The following is a 23,366-nucleotide window of genomic DNA, read 5'->3' as shown; positions in this document are numbered from 1 at the left end:
TTACTCTATCTATCGCAGCACAGAATAAACATTTCGATTTACATCCACAATGGCACAACGACAAGATAATATTTATCAATATTTTACATCAATATTTTACATCAATATTTATCAGAAGAAGTTATCAGAAGAAGTTATCAGAAAATTAGATAAAACAATCGATTTAGAGGTTTTTAATGAATAGTGAAGTGGTATTAATCACCGGTGCGAATAGAGGCATTGGTCTAGCGTTAACAGAGCAATATCTTGTCAACGGTTGCAGCGTCATAGCAACCTGTAGAGATGACGCGACAAAGACTGATCTTATGTCGTTAAAGGCTCAGTTTACTGACAAATTATCCATTGAATCAATGGATATCACGAGCCCTGAAACAATCAATCGCTTAGCGAATAAGCTCCGTCAGCAAAATATAAGTCTCGATTTAATTGTTAATAATGCGGGCTTTTTAGATCGAGATAATTACAGTATCCATGCTATCGATTATGCTGACGCTGAAATGTGTTTTAAAGTGAATGCGCTCGGGCCATTATTTTTAACCCATTGTTTACTAACTCTATTGAATAAAACACGTTTGTGCAAAATAGCGATTATCTCGTCTTCTAAGGGATCGCTATCACAACCACAAGGTGTCGATTGGTATGGTTACCGAATGTCTAAAGCCGCAGCCAATATGCTAGCCATCAATTTATCGACAGAACTTGTTGATGATAATGTCGCGGTGGTCTCTGTTCATCCTGGCTGGGTGCAAACTGATATGGGCGGCAGCGCTGCACAGGTAAAGGTTAATGATTCCGCGCTTGGGATTATCAAAGTGATTAACAATTTATCTATTCACAATACCGGTCAGTTTTATGATGTTAGCGGTGAGCAACTGCCGTTCTAATCAGCCCGTCAATCCGTACAGCAAATCACTAACTGTTTTGTGGGCAATGCGTTTATACCTTGGTTCGAGATTTGGGCGTCTGTTAGTGTGCAAATATGGTGTGATGATGTTTATGTTACGCAAATAGCTAACAAATTGACCGATATACACCTAAACATTAGATAATGCGCATTGATGTTTGCCCGCGACTTGCATTAAAGGTTTAAATAGATAAGATATTGTTTTAACTTGTTTATCCTTGATATTGTTATGATGTCTGTATGTTAACCAGCATAGATTGGTAACATTAATTAAATCGACAGTTCATTATATTGACATTAACACAATCAAGATGTTGTTTATCTTTCCCTGCCGCATAGCGGCTTAATTCAACAAACCCTTAATGTTGACTGGTAACGCGTTGCATTGGTAATGCTTTGATAGCAAATCAATATTAAGGCTTATAGTAGGCTGGGTAACTCCTTTTTCAAAAATTCAATAAAGGATAACACCTTGATAGAGGAGCTTGTTCCGCGATAGCACACCGCACTGATTTCTCTTTTTTCATCAATTGTTTGATCTTTTAATACCTCAATTAACTTGCCGCTATTACGATCTGCTTTGGTCATAAAGTCAGTGATACACGCTATACCTGTGCCAGACAGGGTCATTTTTCTTAACACTTCACCACTAGAAGCTACAACACGGGGAGAAACCCGAAGGTTGTGGCTTTTACCATCTTCAATCGGCCATGTGTTAAGGATCGAGGGGCCTTCAAGACCGAGTAATATGTGATTGTTTAAATCTTCTATTGAGTTAGGAAAGCCATACTGACGAAGATACTCTGAGCTGGCCAATAAACGTCGTTTACTCGAGCCTATGTGAGTAACTTGATAGCTATTTTCAGTCAGTGGCGCGACGCGCAGCGCAATATCTACTTTCTTCTCAATAATATCAATTATCTCTTCGTTGTTTTGTAACTCAATATTGACCTGTGGATATTGGGTTAAATACTTCTTTAGAATGGGGCTGATGAGGTGAACTAATACCGGTGATGCACCATTAATCCGTAAGGTACCCGATGGCGTCGCACCATTAGATCTAAATTCATCCTCAATGTTGTTCACTGATGCGGTGATCTCTTTGGCGTGGGCGAGTAACTTCAGTCCATCCGCAGTAAATTCAATCTTTCTGGTGTTACGCATTATTAATGATGTACCGAGCTTAGTTTCTAATCTCGACAGGCTGCGGCTGATTGTTGACGGCATGACACCAATATCAACAGAGGCACAACTTATAGAACCTGAATTATAGACAGCTAATAAAATCCGCAGCTCGTCTAAGGTTACGTACTCATTCAACATCTTTTCTTTTGTCATCGGTGTAACCTATCGAGTATGTCTACCCTATCAAGTAATTAGGCCAATCGCATGGACTGGCCTATGTCTGTTATCTTAGAAGTAGTAGCCAAGATTGATGTTTACTTTTTTGTCCCAATCGCCAAAGGCATCTTGCAAGCCAACATGATTACTACGTGAAGACCAAAGCATGTTCTTGCCCACAATAAAATCGAACCAGGCAAAGAGTGGCCCGTTTGCAACACTGATACCGGTAACGTTCTGATAGCTATTATCGAAGTCGTCTTGCTCAGGCATCAATACGTTAAAGTCGTTGTAGATTTTTAAATCACCCCAAGCAGAGGTAAGCTTTCTGGATACATTGACGGTGACTGCAGAGGCTTCTGATGCAATCTCATAAGCTCCACCGCATACGCTCATTGCCACGGCATTTTGATCCGATGTGGCGGTATCAAATTGGTATTTCAGGTACTGAGCCTGCACATTCCACGCATCCATTGTACCGTCATAATGGACGGCATATGCATAACGATTGTCATTATTACCGGTAGCATTGTCGTACATTTGCCCATACTCAACCGATGCACCAATAGTAGATTTTATACCAAAAGTGTCAACAAAGAAGGATTGACGTAAGTTAACTTGATTTGACTCCTCTGCGGTGTACTCAGTGCCATTAATATTACCAGTGTAAAGATCGGCTGCAAACCGATTGGTTAATGATGCAGAGTTTTCAGCACCTTTGAAGAAAGCCACATCGGTGCGGTAACCATCGCCATCGTACTGAACAGAAAAACCTGCGTCGTAGTCATCCTCAAAGCCTACGTAATACTGTAAACTTAGCCAATAACTATTAGAAATATAGCCTATATTACCAAATGGAACCTTGGCGATACCCGCTCTAATCGTGGTGCTTTCATTAGGGCTGTAGTAAGCAAAACCATGTTTAATCGCATCAAAATCAGCTCTCAAGCGATATTCCATAGAGACACCAAAATCGTCTTTTTCGCCGTTAAACGAAATTGCAGCAACCTCAAATTTCATATCACCGAGTTTATCTTGAGATGCATCGTCATAGTCCACATAGACGTAATTTGCGCGCACCATGCCGCCAATATCATAATTATCTTCAGCGATAGCCGGGCTGCTTAACATTGTTGCGGTAGCAAGTAGGGTAAATATTTTTGTTTTGTTCATCGTTAATATTTCCATCAATAATGTTGATGACCGCACTGAGTTATTAGTTTTTATGCGGTCAATTAGGTAAACCAACTCAATAAATTGGTTAAATAGTTAATGCCCGGCAGGGATATAGGCGCGCGATACATTGAGAACACATTGCGATTTTTGAGTGCCATAGTTGGCGATACACCAGTTACACGACAAACAGCGTGGCTTGTGGTTTGGATCTTGTTTCCAGTTGTTGGCTAGATTAGGCTCAGATAACATGGTTCGACCAAAACCAAATGCTTCAATATTGCTAACTTCAGCAAGGATTTTTTCCATTAGATGTGGTGAGCGATTGCCCCCAGTCACCATCATTGGAACATCAACATGTTCGCTGATATATTTAGCATCATCGGCAAAATAGGATTGGTCTTTCTCGTCCTGAAGCTCAGGATGAAACTCCCCCATTCCGCGCACTTTATTACCGCCACTGATATCCAATGCCGTAATACCACGCTTAACTAAGCCTTTAATGAAAAATAGGTTTTCATCTTGAGTATTACCACCCGCTTGACTGCCCAAGTAATCACGGCCATGAACCTTGGCAATAATTGGGTAGTCAGCACCGACAGCGCCACGAACGGCTTCTAAAATTTCAAACGCAAACCGAGCACGGTTTTCTATTGGGCCGCCGTATTCATCGGTTCGATCGTTGTAGTAAGGGAATAAGAATTGACTCACTAGATAATTGTGAGCGAAATGCAATTCAATGGCATCGAAACCCGCTTTTTTAGCTCTGAGAGCGGCATCGATAAATGATTGAATGGCAAATTTAATGTCATCTTTAGTCATGACTTTATTTGGCACTGTGCCATAAATAGGGTGTGGCACTTTAGATGCGCCATAGACTACGCGGTGGTCAATACGATAGTCACTCTGTGGGCCAACCATTGCTAACTGTACAGCTATTTTAGCGCCATGATCGTGGGCATTCTTGACCACTTTTTGATATAAATCGATCTGAGAGTCATCATATAAGCCCGTACCCGCTTGGCCATATTGATCGTCCTTCATTATGTAAGTCAGACCGGTGATGATAAGACTAACTCCACCTTGAGCGAGTTCGCGATGGACGCGCATCAAATCTTCAGTAGGATCACCATCGACAGTGGCGCGATACTGAGACGTAGCAGAACGGATAAGTCTGTTTTTTAGGGTTAATGTGCCTAGTTTAACTTCTTCAAATAGTTTGCGTGTAGACACGGGAGCTGCACTGCTTGCATTACTACCAAATGCGACTGTGGTTGATGCGCTTGCAGCAGCAATGCCCATAAATTTTATTAATGTACGACGGTCGATACTCATAATTACCTCAATTCAAATTATTATTTATGGCAGCCGGAATTTGTGCATCCAGTTAAGCTAGGCTTGTCTTTACTTCTGGTCTTTTGCTCTTTGATATGACAAGACATACAGCGAGTTCCAAGATCACCCGGCAGTGCTTTACGACCATGAATGATGTTGAAGTAAGCGTTATCTTCAGACTTGTCTTTCTTCGCGGTAGAGTGACAGCTTGCACATTTGTAGGAGGTAAAGCTCATTGCGCGTTGTTCGTTTTGGTGATGGCATTGAGTACATTCCACTTGTGCGTGACGCAAGTGATCAAACGTAATCGGCTTGGATGTTTCGTGCATAGGTAGAATGGCTTGCGGTACTTCTTGTTTTACCGTCTCCGATAAGACGGGCATCGAAATAGCTGCAAGTAATATCGCAGCAATGGTTAATCTGGTTTTCATAATGCTTCCCAATGTTTATTTGACCAAAATATTTCATCACGGCTTCATTGATGCTTCAACGCAACTGGCGCAATACTCTTTTGCAGAAATAAAAAACAAGCTACTATACTGTTTTAATTAATAAAAACTAATTAATGGGACTGTGTATTATCGTGGGGAAATGCGCAAAAATGAGCGGTTTTTTCGAGGTTATTAGTGATGTTAAAGGCAGTTTGCACTTGTACTATGAGGGTGATCACATTGTTGGTTTTCTGTTTTTATATCATTTTTGAGGCAAAACTATTTTTGAAATTTTTGTAGCAAAGCATTTGATATTTCATTGTTCGCAGCCAATTAATAACAAAATATTATTAAAATGATAAACTATCATAATTTAAAGTTCTCATTGTTTCAGCGTATATTGTTCCCATCGGCAACAACTCATCATCAATACGCACAACGTATACTGTTCCTTTCGAGCTCAGTGATGCGTTTTAACGTGACGGTCAAAATAGACGGTCTAAAGAGAAATTTATGAAATTTTTACACACTATGTTAAGGGTCATTGACCTAGAAAAATCAATTGAGTTTTATATCAATGTGCTGGGTATGAAAGTGCTAGAAAGAACCGAAAACAAAGACTACCGCTACACCTTAGTTTTTGTGGGTTATGGCACTCAAGCAGACAGCACCACAATTGAATTAACCTATAACTGGGATACCAATGAGTATGACCATGGTAATGCTTTTGGTCATATTGCGCTGGGTGTAGAGGATATTTATAGTGCCTGTAATGACATTAAAGCACGCGGTGGCAAAGTAACCCGTGAACCAGGACCGGTAAAAGGTGGCTCAACCCACATCGCCTTTATCGTCGATCCTGATGGATACCAAATTGAACTTATCCAAATTAGCAAGTAAAGAGGAATACAGAATGAACAATGCACTATTTCAACCAATACAGCTCGGTAAACTCTCTTTAAACAATCGTATTGTTATGCCGCCAATGACGCGCTCGCGCTCAACCCAACCGGGTAATGTCCCCAATGAGATGATGGCTGAATATTATGCTCAACGAGCATCAGCAGGTCTTATTGTTACAGAAGGCACCCAAATATCAGTAATGGGCCAAGGCTACGCATGGACGCCTGGTATTTATTCTGCAGAACAAATTGCCGGATGGCAGAAGGTCACTAAAGCGGTTCATGCACAAAATGGCACTATCTTCGCCCAGCTTTGGCATGTTGGTCGAGTGTCTCACCCTGATAATATCGGTGGTCAACAACCTATTTCGTCTTCCGCACTAAAGGCAGAAAATGTAAAAGTGTTTGTTGATAACGGTAACGAACCCGGTTTTGTTGACGTGGTAGTAGCCCGCGAAATGACTAAAGCTGACATTCAACACGTGATTGGCGAGTATCGTCAAGCAGCGTTAAATGCGATTGAAGCCGGTTTTGATGGCATAGAACTGCACGCCGCTAACGGTTACTTGATTAACCAGTTTATCGATTCTGAAGCGAATAATCGTACCGATGAATATGGCGGCAGTATTGAAAACCGCTTGCGTTTTCTTGGCGAAGTGGTTGCCGCAATGACGCAGGCCATTGGCGCTGATCGTGTTGGCGTTCGTCTTGCGCCATTCACATCGCTAAATGGTACTGTTGATGCAACACCGATAGACACCTACATTGCCGCGGCTGTATTACTTAATAGCCTCAATGTGGTCTATATCCATGTGGCTGAAGTAGATTGGGATGATGCCCCAGAGACGCCAACAGTATTTAAAGATACGGTTCGCGACGTTTATAAAGGTGTGCTTATTTATGCGGGACGTTACAACGGCGAAAATGGATCTCAGGCCATTGATGCTGGTGTAGCAGATATGATTGGTTTTGGCCGACCATTTGTCTCCAATCCAGATCTGGTAAACCGTATTAAGCATAACTATCCATTAGCGTCTCACAACCCAGAGACATTATTTGGTGGTGCTGAACGCGGGTATACTGATTACCCAGAATACAGCCCAAGCTAATAGTAATCATACTGTTTAGTTGAGTTAATATGTGAGCGATTCTGACCTTAGGTTGGTATCGCTTCATACGTATATATCATTTATTTATCACGACATCTCTTTTGGTTTTCTCGTATCATTGCGACTGACCAAGAGCCTTGCCCCTTTTCCCATCCCTCAGCTGGAACTAACTGTTTAATGAAAACAGAAGCATTGCGCGGCAAACTATTCTTATTACTGGCCACTATGCTTGCCGCTGTGGGATGGATATCCTCCAAACTTGTTATTTTAGAGATGCCTGGAGAGGTGTTTATTGCTGCTCGCTTCTTAATGGCGAGTCTGATTTTATTGCCATTTTGTTATCAGCAGATTTTTGCACTCAGGCCTAAGCAAATTGCCGCGCTTGGTGGCGTTGGCATGGCATTAGCTGCTTCGATTGAAGTATGGGTGCACGCGATTACCATCTCTAGTACTTTGTCTGAAGGTGCTTTTATCATGAGCTTGGCGATGATTATTGCCCCGTTTATTTCTTGGCTATTATTCAAAGTAAAACCTAACCGCATGTTTTGGATATCGCTGCCTATTACTTGTATAGGCATTATGTTATTGACCATCACAACTGGCTGGCAAGTTGATAATAGCCAGTGGTTTTTCTTATTATCATCGGCACTGCTGTCATTGCATTTTGTGTTGAATAAGCGGGTCTTGACCAATATAAAACCGTTAACATCCATCTGCGTACAATTATTCATGGTGGGCATTGTAGGCAGTGTGTTTATGGCTGCGGTTTCACCTGAACGTTTTGAGATTAATGGTCATGTACTATTTTGGTTTGCGGTATCAACGGTTATCGCAACCAGTGTGCGTTATTTGCTCCAAACTGTCGGCCAGTTTAACGTTAAAATTGAAACCGCTTCGCTGATCATGATTTTAGAGCCCATTTGGACATTAATACTGTCTATCAGTTTTCTTGATGAGGTCGTTGAAATGCAAAAGCTCATTGGTGGCGGGGTTATTCTGTTGTCACTGTTTATTTACATCAAATATTCTAAGAGTTAGTGTCTCCCACAATTAACACTAATTAACACTATTGCTCACAATGACTTAGCTGTTCACTCATCCTTAGACGGTTCATCCAAATGCCTCCTTTGGATAAATGCTTAAGTGTTATCTGATTCGTTGAATGTCTATTTGTACTCTCTATCTTTACTCTCATTGTTTCTAATTCCCCCCATTTGTTGTGTTTCCCCATTTGTTGTGTTCCCCCATAGCAGCAAGATCGTTTTTTGGCCAACCTTGATGGTCTCTACACAATCAAGTTTCGACACTATCACCCGCAGAAGTACCCGATGACAGGCTCTATATAATGAAAATCCGAGACTATTTGTCACGAATTCTCTTAAATAACATGATCAACATCAAAAATCTGACTTTAAGACCCTACTTATAGTGAGTAAATATCCCCAAGTTGATTTACATCAAAGCCGTTTTTTAACCGCGTTTTAATATTGATGCCGATAGATTGCAACTATTTTTTAGCTATTGAGCTAACTTAAGCATAAGGTATCAACATGGACACACATGCAGCCCTTTATAAACAAGGCCAAGAACGCCTTGATTATTTGCGCCAATTTGCCCAACGTCAGCCCGTGTCATTAGAAGAAAAAATGACCAATAGCGGGATAACTCGTAGAGACTTCATTAAATGGACCGCCTCGGTCACCGCAATGTTTGCCTTGCCCCTACCCTTTAGTACCTTGGTTGCCGAAGCAGCTGAATTAGCCGACAGAGTGCCGCTAATTTGGTTACATTTGGCAGAATGTACAGGCTGCTCCGAGTCGTTAATTCGTAGCGACTCGCCCAACCTAGACACCTTGATTTTCGATCATATCTCGCTCGAATATCACGAAACTCTGATGGCTGCCGCCGGTTGGCAAGCTGAAGAAAATCTAGAACACGCACTGGAAACCTACAAAGGTCGCTATTTATTGGCGGTTGAAGGTGCAGTCCCCACTGCCAATAACGGCACTTTTTTAACCGTTGGTTGTAAAGGCCACACTGGCTTGCACATTGTTAAAGAAGCGGCAGAAAACGCCGCGGCCATTATCTCAGTAGGTACTTGCGCAGCCTTTGGTGGTATACAAGCCGCTGCGCCTAATCCCACTGGTGCAAAAGGTGTTTACGAAGTTGTCGATAAGCCGGTGATTAACTTAGGCGGTTGTCCTCCGAGTGAAAAGAACATTGTCGGTACATTAATGTATTACATTATGTTCGGTAAGTTACCTGCTCTGGACATGTTTAATCGTCCTAAATGGGCTTATGGCGCTCGGGTACATGATAACTGTGAACGTCGTGGCCGCTTTGATGCGGGCGAGTTTGTGGAAGAATTTGGCGACCAAGGCGCAAAAGACGGCTACTGTTTATACAAAGTAGGCTGTAAAGGCCCTTATACCTATAACAACTGCCCTACTGAACGATTTAACCATCACACGAGTTGGCCTGTGTTAGCTGGCCATGGCTGTATGGGGTGTTCTGAACCGAATTTCTGGGATGATATGGCTGATTTTGAAAAACCACTCGGACGCCAACTTTTACATGGCGTTGATGCCACAGCTGACACCATTGGTGCGGTCATTTTAGGCGCGACCGTTGTCGGTATTGGCGCTCATGCAGTTGCTAGCGTCTTTGTTAAGCCTTTGGAGGAGTAATCATGAGTAAACGTGTCGTTATTGACCCTATCACCCGCATCGAAGGCCATTTACGTGTCGAAGTTGAAGTTGATGATAATAATGTCATTACTAAAGCTTGGTCTTCGTCGACCTTATGGCGCGGTATTGAGGTTATTTTAAAAGGCCGTACTCCAATGGATGTGGGCTTAATTGTGCAGCGTATTTGTGGCGTATGTACCTATTCGCACTATCGTTGCGGTACTGAAGCGGTAGAAAATGCCCTCGGAGTTAAGATCCCTCTTAATGCTAAATACCTGCGCAGCATTATGCAGTCATCGCTATACATGCATGACCATATCGTGCATTTTTACCATTTACACGGCTTAGATTGGGTGGATGTGGTATCGGCATTGAGTGCTGACCCAGCACTAGCCGCTCAAGTGGCGATGAAATATTCTGATGCGCCGATTGCTGCCGGTGAAGGTGAACTCAAAGCCGTACAAGCACGGGTTAAAGGCTTAGTTGAAACCGGAAAACTGGGGCCCTTTGCCAATGCATATTGGGGCAATGGTACTTATCGTTTTAGCCCTGAACAAAACTTGATTGCACTATCCCATTACTTAAAAGCACTTGAAGTACAACGTGTGGCTGCTGAAATGTTGGCTATTTTTGGCGGTAAATCACCACATCCACAGTCTATTGTTGTGGGCGGCGTGACCTCAGTACGTGACATGTTAAGCCCAGCGCGTTTACAAGAGTGGAAACAAAAACACGCTATTGTTCAAGACTTTATTGAGCGAGCTTATCAAGCTGATATTGTGATGGCGGCGGAAGCGTTTGGCACTGAACCGAGCGTGCTTGGTGGCGTGAATGTTAACAGCTTCATGAGTGGTGAAGATTTTATTACCTCCGATGGTGAATATTTATTTAACCAGGGCGTCATTTTAAACGGCGATTTAGCCAATGTATTGGACATTGACCCAAGCTTAATTAAAGAAGATGTTACCCACGCTTGGTATAAAGCTGATGGCCCTCAACATCCGTATGAAGGAACCACCATTCCTGATTACACTGGCTTTATTGAACGCGACACTGTGTATGGCAAGTTGCCGACTATTGATGGTGATGGTAAATACACCTGGGTTAAATCACCGCGTTATCAAGACGAACCGATTGAAGTGGGTCCATTAGCGTGCTTATTAGTTAACTATGCGCGCGGTAATCAACCTGTGGTCAATGCGGTAGATGGTTTATTAGCTCGCACTGGTTTGCCGCTTGAAGCGCTATTTACCACCTTAGGTCGTACTGCTGCACGCATGTTACAAACCGTGTTAGTCGGTCAAGCCAGTTTACAAACCTTTGATGCCTTACTGATTAATATGCAGTCGGATGAATCAACTTACGTTAAACCTGAGATTGATTCAGATCGCGTTTATGAAGGTTATTCGATGATTGAAGCACCTCGCGGTACGTTAAGTCATTGGATCCGCATTAAAGATGGCAAAGTTGAAAACTACCAAGCTGTGGTTCCCACTACCTGGAATGCAGGCCCTGTGGATGCTAACGGTAAAATGGGTCCCTATGAAGCCTCGTTGATTGGTTTGAAACTTGAAGATCCAACCAAGCCATTAGAAGTCATTCGCATTATTCATTCCTTTGATCCTTGTATGGCGTGTTCAGTACACGTGATGGATTACAAGAAACACACTTTAGGTCAATTTAAAATTGATCCAAATGGGTTTTAATCAGAGGTAATAGAGTAGGAGGGATAAAAGTATGGAACATATTGCAACCCATAATAGGCAGTTGATATTTACTCCAGCGATTCGAATATTTCACTGGCTGCGTGCGCTGTCGATTTTGGTATTAGTGATCACTGGGTTTTATATCTCGTGGCCATTTTTAGTGGCGCCTGCTAGCTCAGATGTATTGGTGCAAGGTTGGATCCGGTTTGCTCATATCATTTTCGGATTTTTGCTGACCAGCATTACCTTTGTGCGTTTTTACTTGTTTTTCTTTAGTCGAAATAACATCGAAAGACGTTCGTTTAAAGATGTGTTGAGTATAAAAAGCTGGATTGCGCAATTAAAATCTTATCTTTGGATGGGTAAATTAGACAAAGCTGGGGTTTACGGGCCATTACAGTTTATGACCTATGTGGCCATTTCGTTTGTTGCGTTGATTATTTGCATCACAGGCTTAGTGCTTTACGCCAATGTGTACCACTTAGGTGTAGGCGGAATGCTTGGCGATGTATCGGCATGGATAACGGCTCTTTGTGGTGGTTTAGCACCACTGCGGATTTATCATCATTATTTAACGTGGGCCTTCATTATTTTTGTAGTGATCCATGTGTATATGGCGGTGTGGGCAGGTATTCGCTTTAAACATAATTCAGTCGATTCAATTGTTTCTGGCTATGATTATCACAAAGATCATAAATAAGGTGAGTTAATCATTGTGAAAAAAATATTGCTGTTAGGTATAGGCAATGTATTGTACGCCGATGAAGGAGTCGGCGTACATTTTGTCAATTATATCAAAGATAAATACCAATTAAGCCACCCAACAGACAATGTAGATATTGTTGATGGTGGCACCTTAGCCCAAGGTCTTATTCCGATGATAAGCCAGTACGACCAGCTAATTGTGGTCGATACGGTCAATAGTGTCGGTGTTGCTCCGGGTGAAGTGTACTTTTTCGATTTTGATCACGCCCCTGCAGAAATCGATTGGCAAGGTAGTGCTCATGAAGTGGAAATGCTGCAAACACTCAACATGATGGACATTGTCGGTGATAGGCCGCAAACGTTTGTATTAGGCGTGACCCCAACCGTCATAGAACCAATGATTTTGGGACTCACTCCAGATTTACATGCCGCCATTCCGGTGATGGAACGCGCTCTGTTAGCTCATTTGACCAGCTTAGGGTTTAGCCTGCAGATTGTGAATGATATTACCATTGATCAAGTTATTCCTGATGCCTATAAGCGAGGTTGCTATGTCGATGCATAACATTCGATTTGATTTTGTATGTCAACGCCCTGTGCCCTTGTATGAGCACTTGTGTAATCAATATCTCGATCGCAATGAGCTTAATATAAGCATTGGTAAAGTATTTGATCCTAAAACGGATCATATACGTTACTTTATTGAAGCCTTTGCCACACAAGCCGAATTAGAAGCGTTTGCCGATGATATCGCCAATGATTTTTTATTATCCGTTTGGCTACTCGACACCCATATTGAACGCATTGAACAGCACAGTGGGCTGCATAAGCCGTTTGATATTAAATCGAACTATTCTGGGTTGCCGCTGTATTTTTGCCAGCATTGCCAACCTAAATTTGGCGATAATCAACAGTCTTCTTTTGGTGATATTAATCTGCAGTGTTCTCACTGTATGGGTCATGAAAAGCTGAGCCGTGATGAAAAATCATTAACTCAGACTGACATTACCACAATGACAAACCGCTTAATCGCGGATAAATCGCTCCCCTTGCCTATTCTTGGGCTAACCTTGTGGTTAACGCCACCAACAAAAATATTAACGCCTGTAATTCAACCAAATGCAGACGTTCAAGGCACAACATCATCACAGGCTGTATTGCCAGAAAACCAAGCCGCTCAATACCAACGGCCACGAATATTGATCTGTAATCCTAATTCGCTCAATAGCCATTTTATCGTTAATGACAGCCAAGTGTTGGCCTTATCTAGTATCGAAAAACCATTACTTAGAGTACGACCAAGTAGCGATCATCCCAGTTTATTGGCGCCGTTGTATGAAATTCAATTTGCCGAAAATCGTTTGTTAGTCATACTCACGGAAGTGCTACGCCAAAAAGGCATCAATTGGGTGCATGTCACTACCGATATTGATCCACATACCAGCCGAGATGCCCTTGTCGATAAACCATTGCGTTTGGCGAGTATTAATCAACATTGGTTACCCATTACCACCCTAGGCAATGGCGCGATACCTTTACCCACTAACGTGACCTGCTTACACGATAAAAATCATTACCAAGATGACCAACATACGTTTACGGCTAACACCACCAAAACATCAATAGCATGGCAAGTTAGTCCCATCGAGCCGGCATCATCAAGGTTAGTCAGTGCAACTGCAAAGAATTCAAGTGAGGAGAGTGCACCTATATCCACTAGCTTGTGTGCGTTAAATGCGGCGCTATTACGATGTCATTCCACTAAAAAAAATAATAAACCACAATTTGTAAAACATGCTGCGGTATTGTATTTCAGCCAACGCAACGCTTGCCAAATTGTCACTCTAGACAGCCAAAGTGAGGCCGATTTATTTTTTGAAATGCCTGAGCTACCGTTATCGGGCTATGAGATCTGTCAGTCTTTGTCTGAGTCACCGCAAAAAAGTCTGTTGGATAAATTTAAACAGTTATTTCCAGCCGAGTATAACCAATTATTGGATTTGCACATTCAGGCAGACGATGGGGCACTGTCACAATTAATGGCGGTCGCCACCCTAATCATTGGCGCCTATCCGGTAGAAACAGCTCAGCGAGTCACGGTAACAGAACTTGCAGATAAATTTATCGCGTTGGCGATGTCGCATCATGGCAACAATGCACCACGAATTGATTTCCCACTCACCAAAGGTGCTGCACATCGCAGCCTTAATTGGTGTAAAACCCTTGGCACATTAATGAGCTTCAAGTTAGCAGGGGAAACTAACTTAGCCAAGTTAGCCTTTGCATTTCATGACTCGTTCGCTGACTACTTAAGCCATTGGATAGAACATTTAGATCAAAATATTGGCATAAAACAGTTGATTATTGCTGGCAGTGAATTTGCCAACCCAGTGTTAACTGATCGAGTGCAATTACGAATTGGTAAAAACTTCCCGCTGATGGTCAATCCATTATTGGATTTTGATGGTGTCAATATCGCAATAGGTGGGTTATATCTCAAACAACGTCGTGGATAAGAGCTATCTTAAGTATATCAGCTGTTGCTTATCCTTGTATGAGATAGGGTTGTTATGAAACCAGCACAACAAGTTACCATTATTGTTAAAGGTATTGTACAAGGGGTCGGATTCAGGCCCTTTGTGTTCCGTCTCGCACACCAATTAAATTTAGTCGGCAGCGTACTGAATAATCATCTTGGGGTGACGATTGTGCTGCAGGGACGCAGTGAGATCATTGAGCAGTTTATTGAAACCTTAACTCATTCGCCACCGCCATTAGCACGGATTGATGCTATTGAACTGACTCATCAACCTCAATTAAGCATATTTCACCGATTTAGTATTATCGATAGTCATATTTCTGCAGGTGAGCATGCAAAAGTGGCCATCTCGGCAGACAAGAGTATTTGCCAAGATTGTCTCGATGACATTAACGACCCTCATAATCGCCACTATCAGTACCCGTTTACTAATTGTACCAATTGCGGTCCGCGCTATACTATTATTAATGCCCTGCCTTATGACAGATGCAACACCGCCATGGCTGACTTTGTCATGTGCGATAATTGCCGCGATGCTTATACCGACCCGCTCAATCGACGCTATCATGCCCAACCGGTTAGTTGTCCACATTGTGGCCCACAATTATCATTTAGCGTCATCAATGCTAGCGCCGAATTTCTTTATGATTCATCTATGTTAATGCCTTTAGAACAGGCCGTTGAAATGATAAACCGTGGCGGAATTGTGGCCATTAAAGGCTTAGGCGGCTTCCATTTGGTGTGCGATGCCACGAATAATGATGCCGTTATGGCGCTACGCCAACGTAAGCAACGTCCGGCCAAACCATTGGCCATTATGGTGAGAAACTTAGCCCAAGCACAATTATGTGTCAGTGGCACTGAAGCAGAATGGTTGGTATTAACCAGCCCAGAGAAACCGATTACCTTGATGCAAAAACGTCAGCATAGTGATATCGAATTGAGTCCATTGCTCGCGCCTGGTATTGATCGACTTGGGGTGTTTTTGCCCTACACACCATTACACCATTTATTAATGCAACGCTTGAACAAACCCATTGTGGCAACCAGTGCCAATCGCAGTGGTGAACCCATTATCGGTAATATCGCTGAGATAGAGCAGCATTTAGGCCACGTGATCAATGGGATCCTCGACCATAACCGACCCATTATTAATGCCTGTGATGACAGCGTGGTGCAAGTGATTGACGAGCAAGTTCAAGTTATTCGATTGGCCCGCGGCTATGCGCCGCTAACCATTAATCTTCACTCCCCCATGCTATCAGACAGCCAAAACAGTGTATTGGCAGTCGGTGCACAACAAAAAAACACCGTTGCCTTTGGTTTTGCCGATAATTTGATTGTGTCGCCACACATTGGTGATTTATTCAGTCTTGAAGCTCAGCACTATTTCACTCAAAGCTTAGCCACTTTTAAGCGTTTGTATGACTTCAACCCTAGCCATATTGTGCATGATAATCATCCACAATATGCGCCAACCCAATGGGCTGTAAACTACCAATCTGAGCATAAGTTGCCGCAATCGCACTGTATTGGCATACAACATCATTTCGCCCACGTGTTGTCGGTTATGGCAATGCACCAGCGTACGGATCAAGTATTAGGATTCAGTTTTGATGGCACAGGCTTGGGAGATGACGGCGTTTTATGGGGCAGCGAAGTGATGCTGGCTGATGTTAACGGTTTTACCACTGTGGCGCACTTTAGTTCATTTAAGCTCATTGGCGGTGAACAAGCCATTAAGCACCCTGTTAGGATCCTGCTGGCATTATTATTTGAACAGATGACACTGCAACAGGTGCTAGCGCTTCCCATTGCCGCAATACAAAATGAGGGCAAGAAAACTGTCACTAATTTATACCAGTTATGGCATAACAACAGCCATTGCATTGAATGCCGCTCAGTTGGGCGCTTATTTGATGCCCTTGCTGTCGCATTAGACTTTATTGGCAGTTCGCAGTATGAAGGCCAAGCAGGCATGATGATTGAAACGGCAGCCAATGACTATAGCAATCATCCAAAACGGCAGCCTTTATCAATAATGCTCAACACCGTCAGCCACAATGATCCTGAGCCCATTCAATGGCACAGCAGTGACTTTATTACTCAATTGGTGAACCTGGCGATAAACCACTCACAGACACCCTACATTAAACAGCAAGTATGCTGGCATTTTATTGATGCTATCAGCCAGCAACTTGATCACATCGGTCAACAATATCCGCAGTTACCGCAGGTGTTTTGTGGCGGTGTATTTCAAAACAAAACATTACTCTCCCAGTGCATTGATGATTGTCGACGCGGTGAACGGCAATTTTTACCCAGTGGTCATATACCTATTAATGACGGCGGGATTGCTTTAGGTCAATTGTGGTATGCCATTCATCATATGGCTTAGGCATATCGGCTGCTTAAGCACCTTGAAGAATACATTACGAGTGTTCACTAACAATAAATTGCGGCGCCGCTCACATTATTTACTCAACAACCGTGTTGTTCTCTGTCTTTGTTGCAAAAGCTGATGTGTATCAAAGAATCCTTTAACCACTTCACCGACACTAGTTAATAATCATAACAAATAAGGTTAAGGAATATATTATGTGTAAAGACTGCGGCTGTTCAATTACTCATGATCATGAGCATACTATTCATAGTAATCCTCAGCTTAATGATAAAAAGACCTTAGCTGTTATTCATAAAATATTGGATAAAAATGATATAGAAGCGCAGCACAATCGTGATCACTTTGCGGCTCATCAGGTCAGCGCCTTTAATTTAATGAGTAGCCCAGGCAGCGGTAAAACCAGTCTTTTAGAATGTTTACATGAATATCTTGATGCACGCTATGCCGTAATTGAAGGCGATCTTGAAACCTCACGCGACGCCGACCGCTTAATTGCCAAAGGCATTAACGCCTATCAAATTCAAACCGGATCAGCCTGTCATCTTGATGCTTTTATGGTTCACGGCGCACTGCATCACATCAATTTAGATGATGTTGATATTTGTTTCGTTGAAAATGTGGGTAATCTTGTGTGCCCAGCCAGTTACGATGTCGGCACTCATAAAAATATTGTGTTGTTATCAGTGCCGGAAGGTGATGACAAAATTGAGAAGTATCCGGTAATGTTCCGCCGAGCAGATTTAGTCGTTATCACTAAGTCTGACCTGCTACCTTACTTTGATTTTAGTATTGATGAGGCCAAAGCACAGTTAAGTAAATTAAACCCTAATGTTGAGTTATTAGTTGTGTCAGTGAAAGATTCTGACTCAATGAACACCTTGGCCACATGGTTTGATGAACATAAGGAATATTAGTTATGTGTTTATCCGTACCATCAAAAGTAGTTGAAATTCATGACGATGCAACAGTGACAGTTGATACTCTTGGCGTTAAACGTCGAGTGAGTTGCCATTTAATAAGCGACCCACTAGAACTAGGCGACTTTGTATTAATCCACATTGGCTTTGTGATGAATAAAATTGACCACAATGATGCCCAGGAAAGCCTCGAGTTGTATCGACAAATTATTACTGAAATGCAATTGGAGTCAGAATAATGATTACGCTTAATGACTTTTACCAAGGGTTTCGTGATCCACAGACTATTCGTCATTTAGCGCAATTGATTGCTCAAGAAGCGGCCAAAACCGACGATCAAATTAACATTATGGAAGTCTGTGGTGGTCATACCCATACCATTATGAAGTACGGTTTATTACAGCTATTACCAGACAACATCAAATTTATCCATGGTCCTGGTTGTCCTGTTTGCGTTATGCCCAAAGAGCGAATTGACCATGCGGCCACCCTTGCCTCTCAAGCCGATACCATTTTAGTGACCTTAGGCGACATGATCAGAGTACCGGGTTCAATGGGCAGCTTGGCGCAGTTTCGCGCTAAAGGCTGCGATATTAGGCCAATATACGATCCATTGGATACCTTAACGATTGCCCGAGATAACCCTGACAAAACGGTCATTTTCTTTGCCATTGGTTTTGAAACCTCTGCACCAATGACCGCCGCCTTATTGGCACAAGCTGAAGCGTTGAAAATTGATAATCTGTTATTTCATATTAACCATGTGCTAGTGCCACCTGCCATTGATGCAGTGATGTCTGATAGTCGCAGTAAAGTGAACGCGTTTATTGGTCCGGCGCATGTGAGCGTGATTAGCGGTGCCAAAATCTATCAATCTACGGTTGATCAATATCAAACACCTGTGGTGGTATCAGGGTTTGAGCCCGTGGATGTTATGGAGTCTATTTTACGAATTGTGACCCAAAAAGTCGCCGGCAAAGCTGAACTTGATAATCAATATAGTCGCTCCGTGAGTTATGAGGGCAACCTAGCCGCTCAACAACTCGTCGACAAATATTTTATGGTTCGTGATAGCTTTCGTTGGCGCGGACTAGGTCCTATTGCTAATTCGGCACTGACACTGCGCCCTGAATATCATCATCGCGATGCCGAGCGCATTTATGTCAAAGTTTTACCCACAACCGAAATTGATGATCATAAAGCCTGTATGTGTGGCGATATTTTACGTGGATTGGCTAACCCTAAAGACTGCAAAGTGTTTGGTAGAGGCTGTTCACCGCAAACACCGCTTGGCAGCTGTATGGTGAGCTCGGAAGGCGCGTGTAATGCCTATTACCGCTATGGAGAAGTGAGTCATGCCAACTAAAAAAACAATTCAACTAAGCCACGGTGGTGGCGGTAAAGAAATGGATCAACTCATTCACGATCTGTTTTTTAAAGCCTTTGATAATCCTATTTTGACCTCGCAAGAAGACGCGGCCAAATTGAACATGTGTGGTCACATTGCTTTTACTACCGACTCGTTTACCGTGTCACCGTTATTTTTTGCCGGTGGCGATATCGGCAAATTAGCGATTGCTGGCACCGTAAACGATTTAGCCATGATGGCGGCGCAACCAGAATACTTAAGTTGTAGTTTTATCATTGAAGAAGGCTTTCCGCTGGATGACCTCAACACCATAGTCAATAGCATGGCCGCTGAATTACATAAGTCTGGCGCACGAATTGTCTGTGGCGACACTAAAGTGGTGCCTAAAGGCTGTGCCGACGGACTATTTATTAACACCTCTGGCGTAGGCCGTATTTTAAATCCCGATATTTCAGCACGTAATTTGCAAGTGGGCGACGCCATTATTGTTTCTCGAGATATTGGCCGCCACGGCGCGGCAATTTTAATGGCCCGTGATGGCTTAACGCTTGAGTCTGACTTATGCAGTGACTGCGATACCTTATGGCCCATTGTTGAGCAACTGTTGATTGCCAATATCAAAATGCATGCAATGCGTGATGCCACACGAGGTGGATTATCTGCAGTGTTAAATGAGTGGGCTAAAGCGTCGCAGATTGGCATTAACGTCGAGGAAGCCAGCATTCCTATTTGTGACGAAGTGAAAGGCTTATGTGAGTTATTTGGCTTTGAACCCTTTGACTTAGCCAATGAGGGCACCTTTATTATGGCGCTGCCAATGGATATAGCCCAAGGCGCAATTGAAGTTATGCAGCGATATGGCCACTGCGAACACGCCGCTATTATTGGCCAAGTGACTGAGAGTCATCCTGGCAAAGTGGTGTTGCAGACGCCTTGGGGTAGCAGTCGCTATTTAGATTTACCGCAAGGTGAATTACTGCCAAGGATCTGTTAATGCACGAATACTCGATTGTGATGTCACTAATGGAACAATGCGAAGCACTGGCTTTGGAACATAAAGCCACACGGATTGAGCAAGTTGAACTGAAAATTGGTGTGTTAAGTGGCGTTGAGCCAGCCCTACTGTCTCAAGCGTTTGAAACGTTTAAATTAGACAGTATTTGTCACCAGGCAAAATTAATCATCAATATTCAAGCATTAGTTTTGCAGTGCAATCAATGCCAACAGCAATCGCAAGTCGATGAACGAACTATTATTTGCCCCGTTTGCCAGTCAAATCACACCAAAGTGATTGACGGTGAGGACATGATGTTAATGCAACTCGTTATGGACACGTAAGTTTTTAACTAATAGTAATATTAAAATACCCTAACCTAATAACCCGAGTAACTTTAAAAAAAGAAGGACTACACCATGAAATATTTATCAATTGCCTTTATCCTTGCCACTATGCCAACTATTGCGATGGCACATGAGGGACATGGTGGCATGGGCTTGTTTCATCATTTCGCTCAGCTCAGCCCAGCAATTATGTTAGTGGCTATCGTGGCATTTGTTTATTGGAAACGGACTAAGTAACCACAACTTGAGAGAATAATCAGTCTCGGGTTAGATTAATAATCATGACGGGATGGTCATGCTAGGTCGTTATGACTAAGCAGTTATTGCGGCACAGCCATCATTTTTATCGACATCATTTACACAATCCGACGTTGACATAGTTGGCGTCAGGATGGATTGCGTCAACATAGCTTGTAACAATGATGAACCATGAGATAACGCCACTGATAAAAAAAGCCTTCAAATGAAGGCTTTTTTTGTAGCTGAACAATCCAAATAAAACCGTTAGAACATTTCTGCTGGCATGGCCATAATCGATTTATCACCTTGATTAACTTGTGATAAATGATATTGAGCTTTTGATAACAACTTATCCATATAGAAATCAGCCACAAACTGCTTCTGAGCAGCAAAAGACGGGTCTTCATGGTTTGAAGCTCTATCAGCCATCAATAACCAAAAATAACCGTATACCGCGTAACCAAAGGCATCTAAGAAGTCGACGGCACAAGCATTAACTAATGCTGGTTGTGATTTTTTGTTAGCGTTAATGTAGTTAGCTGTGGTCAGTAACTCATCAAACACTTGGTTTACCATGGCTTTATGCTCAACACTTGGGTGAGTTAAGCCTGCAAGACTGGCATTCACCTCAGCCGCAAATTGCGTCAAGGTTGCCACGTTATCACCGGTAACTTTACGCCCTAAGAAATCAATCGCTTGAATACCGTTAGTGCCTTCATAAATCTGCGCAATGCGGGTATCACGTACAAACTGCTCGATACCCGTTTCGCGAATATAGCCATGACCACCAAATACTTGCTGGCCCATTATGGTGGCATCTAGTCCGCGATCTGTTAAAAATGCTTTTGATACCGGAGTGAGTAAACCAACATATTTTGCTGCTTTAGCTTGCACATCGCCGCTAGCATATTTGGCTAAATCTAACTGCTTACCGGTATAAACCGATAACGCACGGCCCGCTTCTGTCAGCGCACGAATAGTGAGTAACATACGACGCACGTCGCCATGGACGATAATCGCATCTGACGTTGCACCGGTTGCGGAACCTTCAGCAGCAAGGCCTTGTAACCTATCTTTGGCATAATCGCTGGCCATTTGATAAGCCGCTTGCGAGTTACCTAAACCTTGCAAACCAATCGCTAAACGCTCGTAGTTCATCATAGTAAACATACACACTAAACCGCGATTGGGCTCACCCACTAAGAAGCCTTTGGCATTCTCGTAGTTCATCACACAAGTAGCAGACGCTTTAAGACCCATCTTATGTTCGATAGACCCTACCGTCACCCCATTGGCTTCACCTAAACTACCGTCGCTATTAACGCTGATTTTAGGCACTAAAAATAATGAAATACCTTTTGAATTAGGCAGTTTGGCTAAGACTAAATGGATCACGTTTTCTGTTAAATCTTGATCGCCTCCGGTAATAAAAATCTTATTGCCGGTAATCGAATAACTGCCATCATCAATAGGTTCTGCTTTGGTGCGGATACCGCGTAAATCTGAACCTGCGTGAGACTCGGTCATGTCCATTGCACCAGCCCATTGGCCAGTATATAAATTGGGTAAATAAGTTTGTTTTAACTCATCATTTGCATGAGCATTAATACACAATGCAGCACCTGCAGTAAGTGAACTGTACAAAGTAAATGAGTTACAGGCGCTATAGCCCATTTCATCAACTAATACACCGAGCATTTTGGGCATACCCATGCCGCCAAAGTCAGGCTCACCACATAGACCGACCCAACCGCCTTCAGAAAACTGCTGATACACTTCCTTAAAACCATCAGGGGTAATAATGTCGTTGCCTTTATGAACCACTCCTTGCTCATCACCGCTGCGATTTAAAGGGTGAAGCAGATCACGGCTGATCTTATTGGCTTCATCTAGAATGGCGAGTGCGGTATCCATGTCGACAGCATCTGCCATAGCAGGAAGCTGTTCCCACGTAGCTTGTGCATCAAATACCTGTTCCAATAAAAATTGCATGTCCTTTAACGGGGCTTGGTATGGGTTCATAAGAGTCTCTTAAACGAATAATTAAAACAGTTGTTTTAATTTATACTAAAGTGTCACAAAAGGAAAAGCTTTTTAGCAATTATCTAACCATAATTTGACCCATGTCGACTCGTGCCAAACCTTAATGCCGATAGTTTATGTTTCTCAACCCAATAAGGTTCCAATGAGTTACAATTACTACTTAGCTCACAGAATTAGCACCTTATTTGATTAAGATCTGTTGACCTTACTCACCGCATCG

General features: G+C 42.7%; 21 protein-coding genes. 16 read left to right on the top strand and 5 right to left on the bottom strand.

Translation table 11 applies throughout. The annotated features are described in order from the left end of the window. Window positions 1–176: 176 nt before the first annotated feature. Complete coding sequence (locus tag EGC80_RS15555; protein WP_124013112.1) at window positions 177–884, top strand: SDR family oxidoreductase; 708 nt, start codon at window positions 177–179, stop codon at window positions 882–884. A 440-nt stretch (window positions 885–1,324) separates the two neighbouring features. On the opposite strand, the gene EGC80_RS15550 is transcribed toward EGC80_RS15555, so the two are convergent. The 4 genes from EGC80_RS15550 to EGC80_RS15535 form a co-directional block, all read right to left on the bottom strand. Further along, window positions 1,325–2,242 (bottom strand): LysR family transcriptional regulator, encoded by a 918-nt coding sequence (locus EGC80_RS15550; RefSeq protein ID WP_124013111.1) that lies wholly within the window; start codon window positions 2,240–2,242, stop codon window positions 1,325–1,327. 75 nt (window positions 2,243–2,317) lie between these two features. Further along, the gene (locus EGC80_RS15545) at window positions 2,318–3,418 is read right to left on the bottom strand and encodes a hypothetical protein (protein WP_124013110.1); all 1,101 of its coding nucleotides are present in this window, start codon (window positions 3,416–3,418) and stop codon (window positions 2,318–2,320) included. 96 nt (window positions 3,419–3,514) lie between these two features. After that, window positions 3,515–4,753 (bottom strand): NADH:flavin oxidoreductase, encoded by a 1,239-nt coding sequence (locus EGC80_RS15540; RefSeq protein ID WP_124013109.1) that lies wholly within the window; start codon window positions 4,751–4,753, stop codon window positions 3,515–3,517. A 20-nt stretch (window positions 4,754–4,773) separates the two neighbouring features. Beyond that, window positions 4,774–5,184, bottom strand: a complete 411-nt coding sequence (locus tag EGC80_RS15535; RefSeq protein WP_101031267.1) for a cytochrome c3 family protein — start codon at window positions 5,182–5,184, stop codon at window positions 4,774–4,776. A 513-nt stretch (window positions 5,185–5,697) separates the two neighbouring features. Here EGC80_RS15535 and gloA point away from each other — a divergent pair. The 15 genes from gloA to EGC80_RS22460 all read left to right on the top strand — a co-directional run bounded on the left by gloA (window position 5,698) and on the right by EGC80_RS22460 (window position 21,100). Then, the gene (gene gloA, locus EGC80_RS15530; protein ID WP_101031265.1) at window positions 5,698–6,084 is read left to right on the top strand and encodes a lactoylglutathione lyase; all 387 of its coding nucleotides are present in this window, start codon (window positions 5,698–5,700) and stop codon (window positions 6,082–6,084) included. 13 nt (window positions 6,085–6,097) lie between these two features. Next, on the top strand, window positions 6,098–7,195 hold the full coding sequence (locus EGC80_RS15525; RefSeq protein ID WP_124013108.1) for an alkene reductase: 1,098 nt from the start codon (window positions 6,098–6,100) through the stop codon (window positions 7,193–7,195). Window positions 7,196–7,372: 177 nt separating this feature from the next. Beyond that, window positions 7,373–8,233 (top strand): DMT family transporter, encoded by an 861-nt coding sequence (locus tag EGC80_RS15520; protein ID WP_124013107.1) that lies wholly within the window; start codon window positions 7,373–7,375, stop codon window positions 8,231–8,233. A gap of 512 nt (window positions 8,234–8,745) precedes the next feature. After that, window positions 8,746–9,882 carry a nickel-dependent hydrogenase small subunit gene (gene hyaA / locus EGC80_RS15515; protein WP_124013106.1) on the top strand — a complete coding sequence of 379 codons (1,137 nt, stop codon included), beginning with the start codon at window positions 8,746–8,748 and terminating at the stop codon, window positions 9,880–9,882. Window positions 9,883–9,884: 2 nt separating this feature from the next. Beyond that, window positions 9,885–11,588 (top strand): nickel-dependent hydrogenase large subunit, encoded by a 1,704-nt coding sequence (gene hyaB, locus EGC80_RS15510; RefSeq protein WP_101031258.1) that lies wholly within the window; start codon window positions 9,885–9,887, stop codon window positions 11,586–11,588. A gap of 31 nt (window positions 11,589–11,619) precedes the next feature. Next, window positions 11,620–12,288, top strand: a complete 669-nt coding sequence (gene cybH / locus EGC80_RS15505; protein WP_101031256.1) for a Ni/Fe-hydrogenase, b-type cytochrome subunit — start codon at window positions 11,620–11,622, stop codon at window positions 12,286–12,288. Window positions 12,289–12,303: 15 nt separating this feature from the next. Further along, a complete protein-coding gene (locus EGC80_RS15500) occupies window positions 12,304–12,858 on the top strand; it encodes a HyaD/HybD family hydrogenase maturation endopeptidase (protein WP_124013105.1) in 555 nt (184 codons plus the stop codon). Beyond that, window positions 12,845–14,809 (top strand): NiFe hydrogenase, encoded by a 1,965-nt coding sequence (locus EGC80_RS15495; protein ID WP_124013104.1) that lies wholly within the window; start codon window positions 12,845–12,847, stop codon window positions 14,807–14,809. The genes EGC80_RS15500 and EGC80_RS15495 overlap by 14 nt, the downstream gene beginning before the upstream one ends. 54 nt (window positions 14,810–14,863) lie before the next feature. After that, the gene (gene hypF / locus EGC80_RS15490; RefSeq protein WP_124013103.1) at window positions 14,864–17,230 is read left to right on the top strand and encodes a carbamoyltransferase HypF; all 2,367 of its coding nucleotides are present in this window, start codon (window positions 14,864–14,866) and stop codon (window positions 17,228–17,230) included. A gap of 200 nt (window positions 17,231–17,430) precedes the next feature. Beyond that, window positions 17,431–18,150 carry a hydrogenase nickel incorporation protein HypB gene (gene hypB / locus EGC80_RS15485; RefSeq protein WP_101031248.1) on the top strand — a complete coding sequence of 240 codons (720 nt, stop codon included), beginning with the start codon at window positions 17,431–17,433 and terminating at the stop codon, window positions 18,148–18,150. A 2-nt stretch (window positions 18,151–18,152) separates the two neighbouring features. Next, on the top strand, window positions 18,153–18,392 hold the full coding sequence (locus EGC80_RS15480) for a HypC/HybG/HupF family hydrogenase formation chaperone (RefSeq protein WP_101031246.1): 240 nt from the start codon (window positions 18,153–18,155) through the stop codon (window positions 18,390–18,392). Continuing rightward, complete coding sequence (hypD, locus tag EGC80_RS15475) at window positions 18,392–19,519, top strand: hydrogenase formation protein HypD (protein ID WP_124013102.1); 1,128 nt, start codon at window positions 18,392–18,394, stop codon at window positions 19,517–19,519. Before EGC80_RS15480 ends, hypD begins: the two co-directional genes overlap by 1 nt. Beyond that, entirely contained in the window at window positions 19,509–20,516 is a 1,008-nt protein-coding gene (gene hypE, locus EGC80_RS15470; RefSeq protein ID WP_124013101.1) for a hydrogenase expression/formation protein HypE, read from the top strand. Before hypD ends, hypE begins: the two co-directional genes overlap by 11 nt. Next, on the top strand, window positions 20,516–20,860 hold the full coding sequence (locus tag EGC80_RS15465) for a hydrogenase maturation nickel metallochaperone HypA/HybF (RefSeq protein ID WP_101031240.1): 345 nt from the start codon (window positions 20,516–20,518) through the stop codon (window positions 20,858–20,860). The genes hypE and EGC80_RS15465 overlap by 1 nt, the downstream gene beginning before the upstream one ends. Window positions 20,861–20,935: 75 nt before the next feature. Next, complete coding sequence (locus tag EGC80_RS22460) at window positions 20,936–21,100, top strand: hypothetical protein (protein WP_164839476.1); 165 nt, start codon at window positions 20,936–20,938, stop codon at window positions 21,098–21,100. A 267-nt stretch (window positions 21,101–21,367) separates the two neighbouring features. On the opposite strand, the gene EGC80_RS15460 is transcribed toward EGC80_RS22460, so the two are convergent. Next, complete coding sequence (locus EGC80_RS15460) at window positions 21,368–23,125, bottom strand: acyl-CoA dehydrogenase C-terminal domain-containing protein (protein ID WP_124013100.1); 1,758 nt, start codon at window positions 23,123–23,125, stop codon at window positions 21,368–21,370. Between the last annotated feature and the right edge of the window lie 241 nt (window positions 23,126–23,366).

Origin of the sequence: Shewanella psychromarinicola (assembly GCF_003855155.1) — a bacterium.
GTDB lineage: Bacteria > Pseudomonadota > Gammaproteobacteria > Enterobacterales > Shewanellaceae > Shewanella > Shewanella psychromarinicola.
This window is presented reverse-complemented; position numbering and strand designations above follow the sequence as displayed.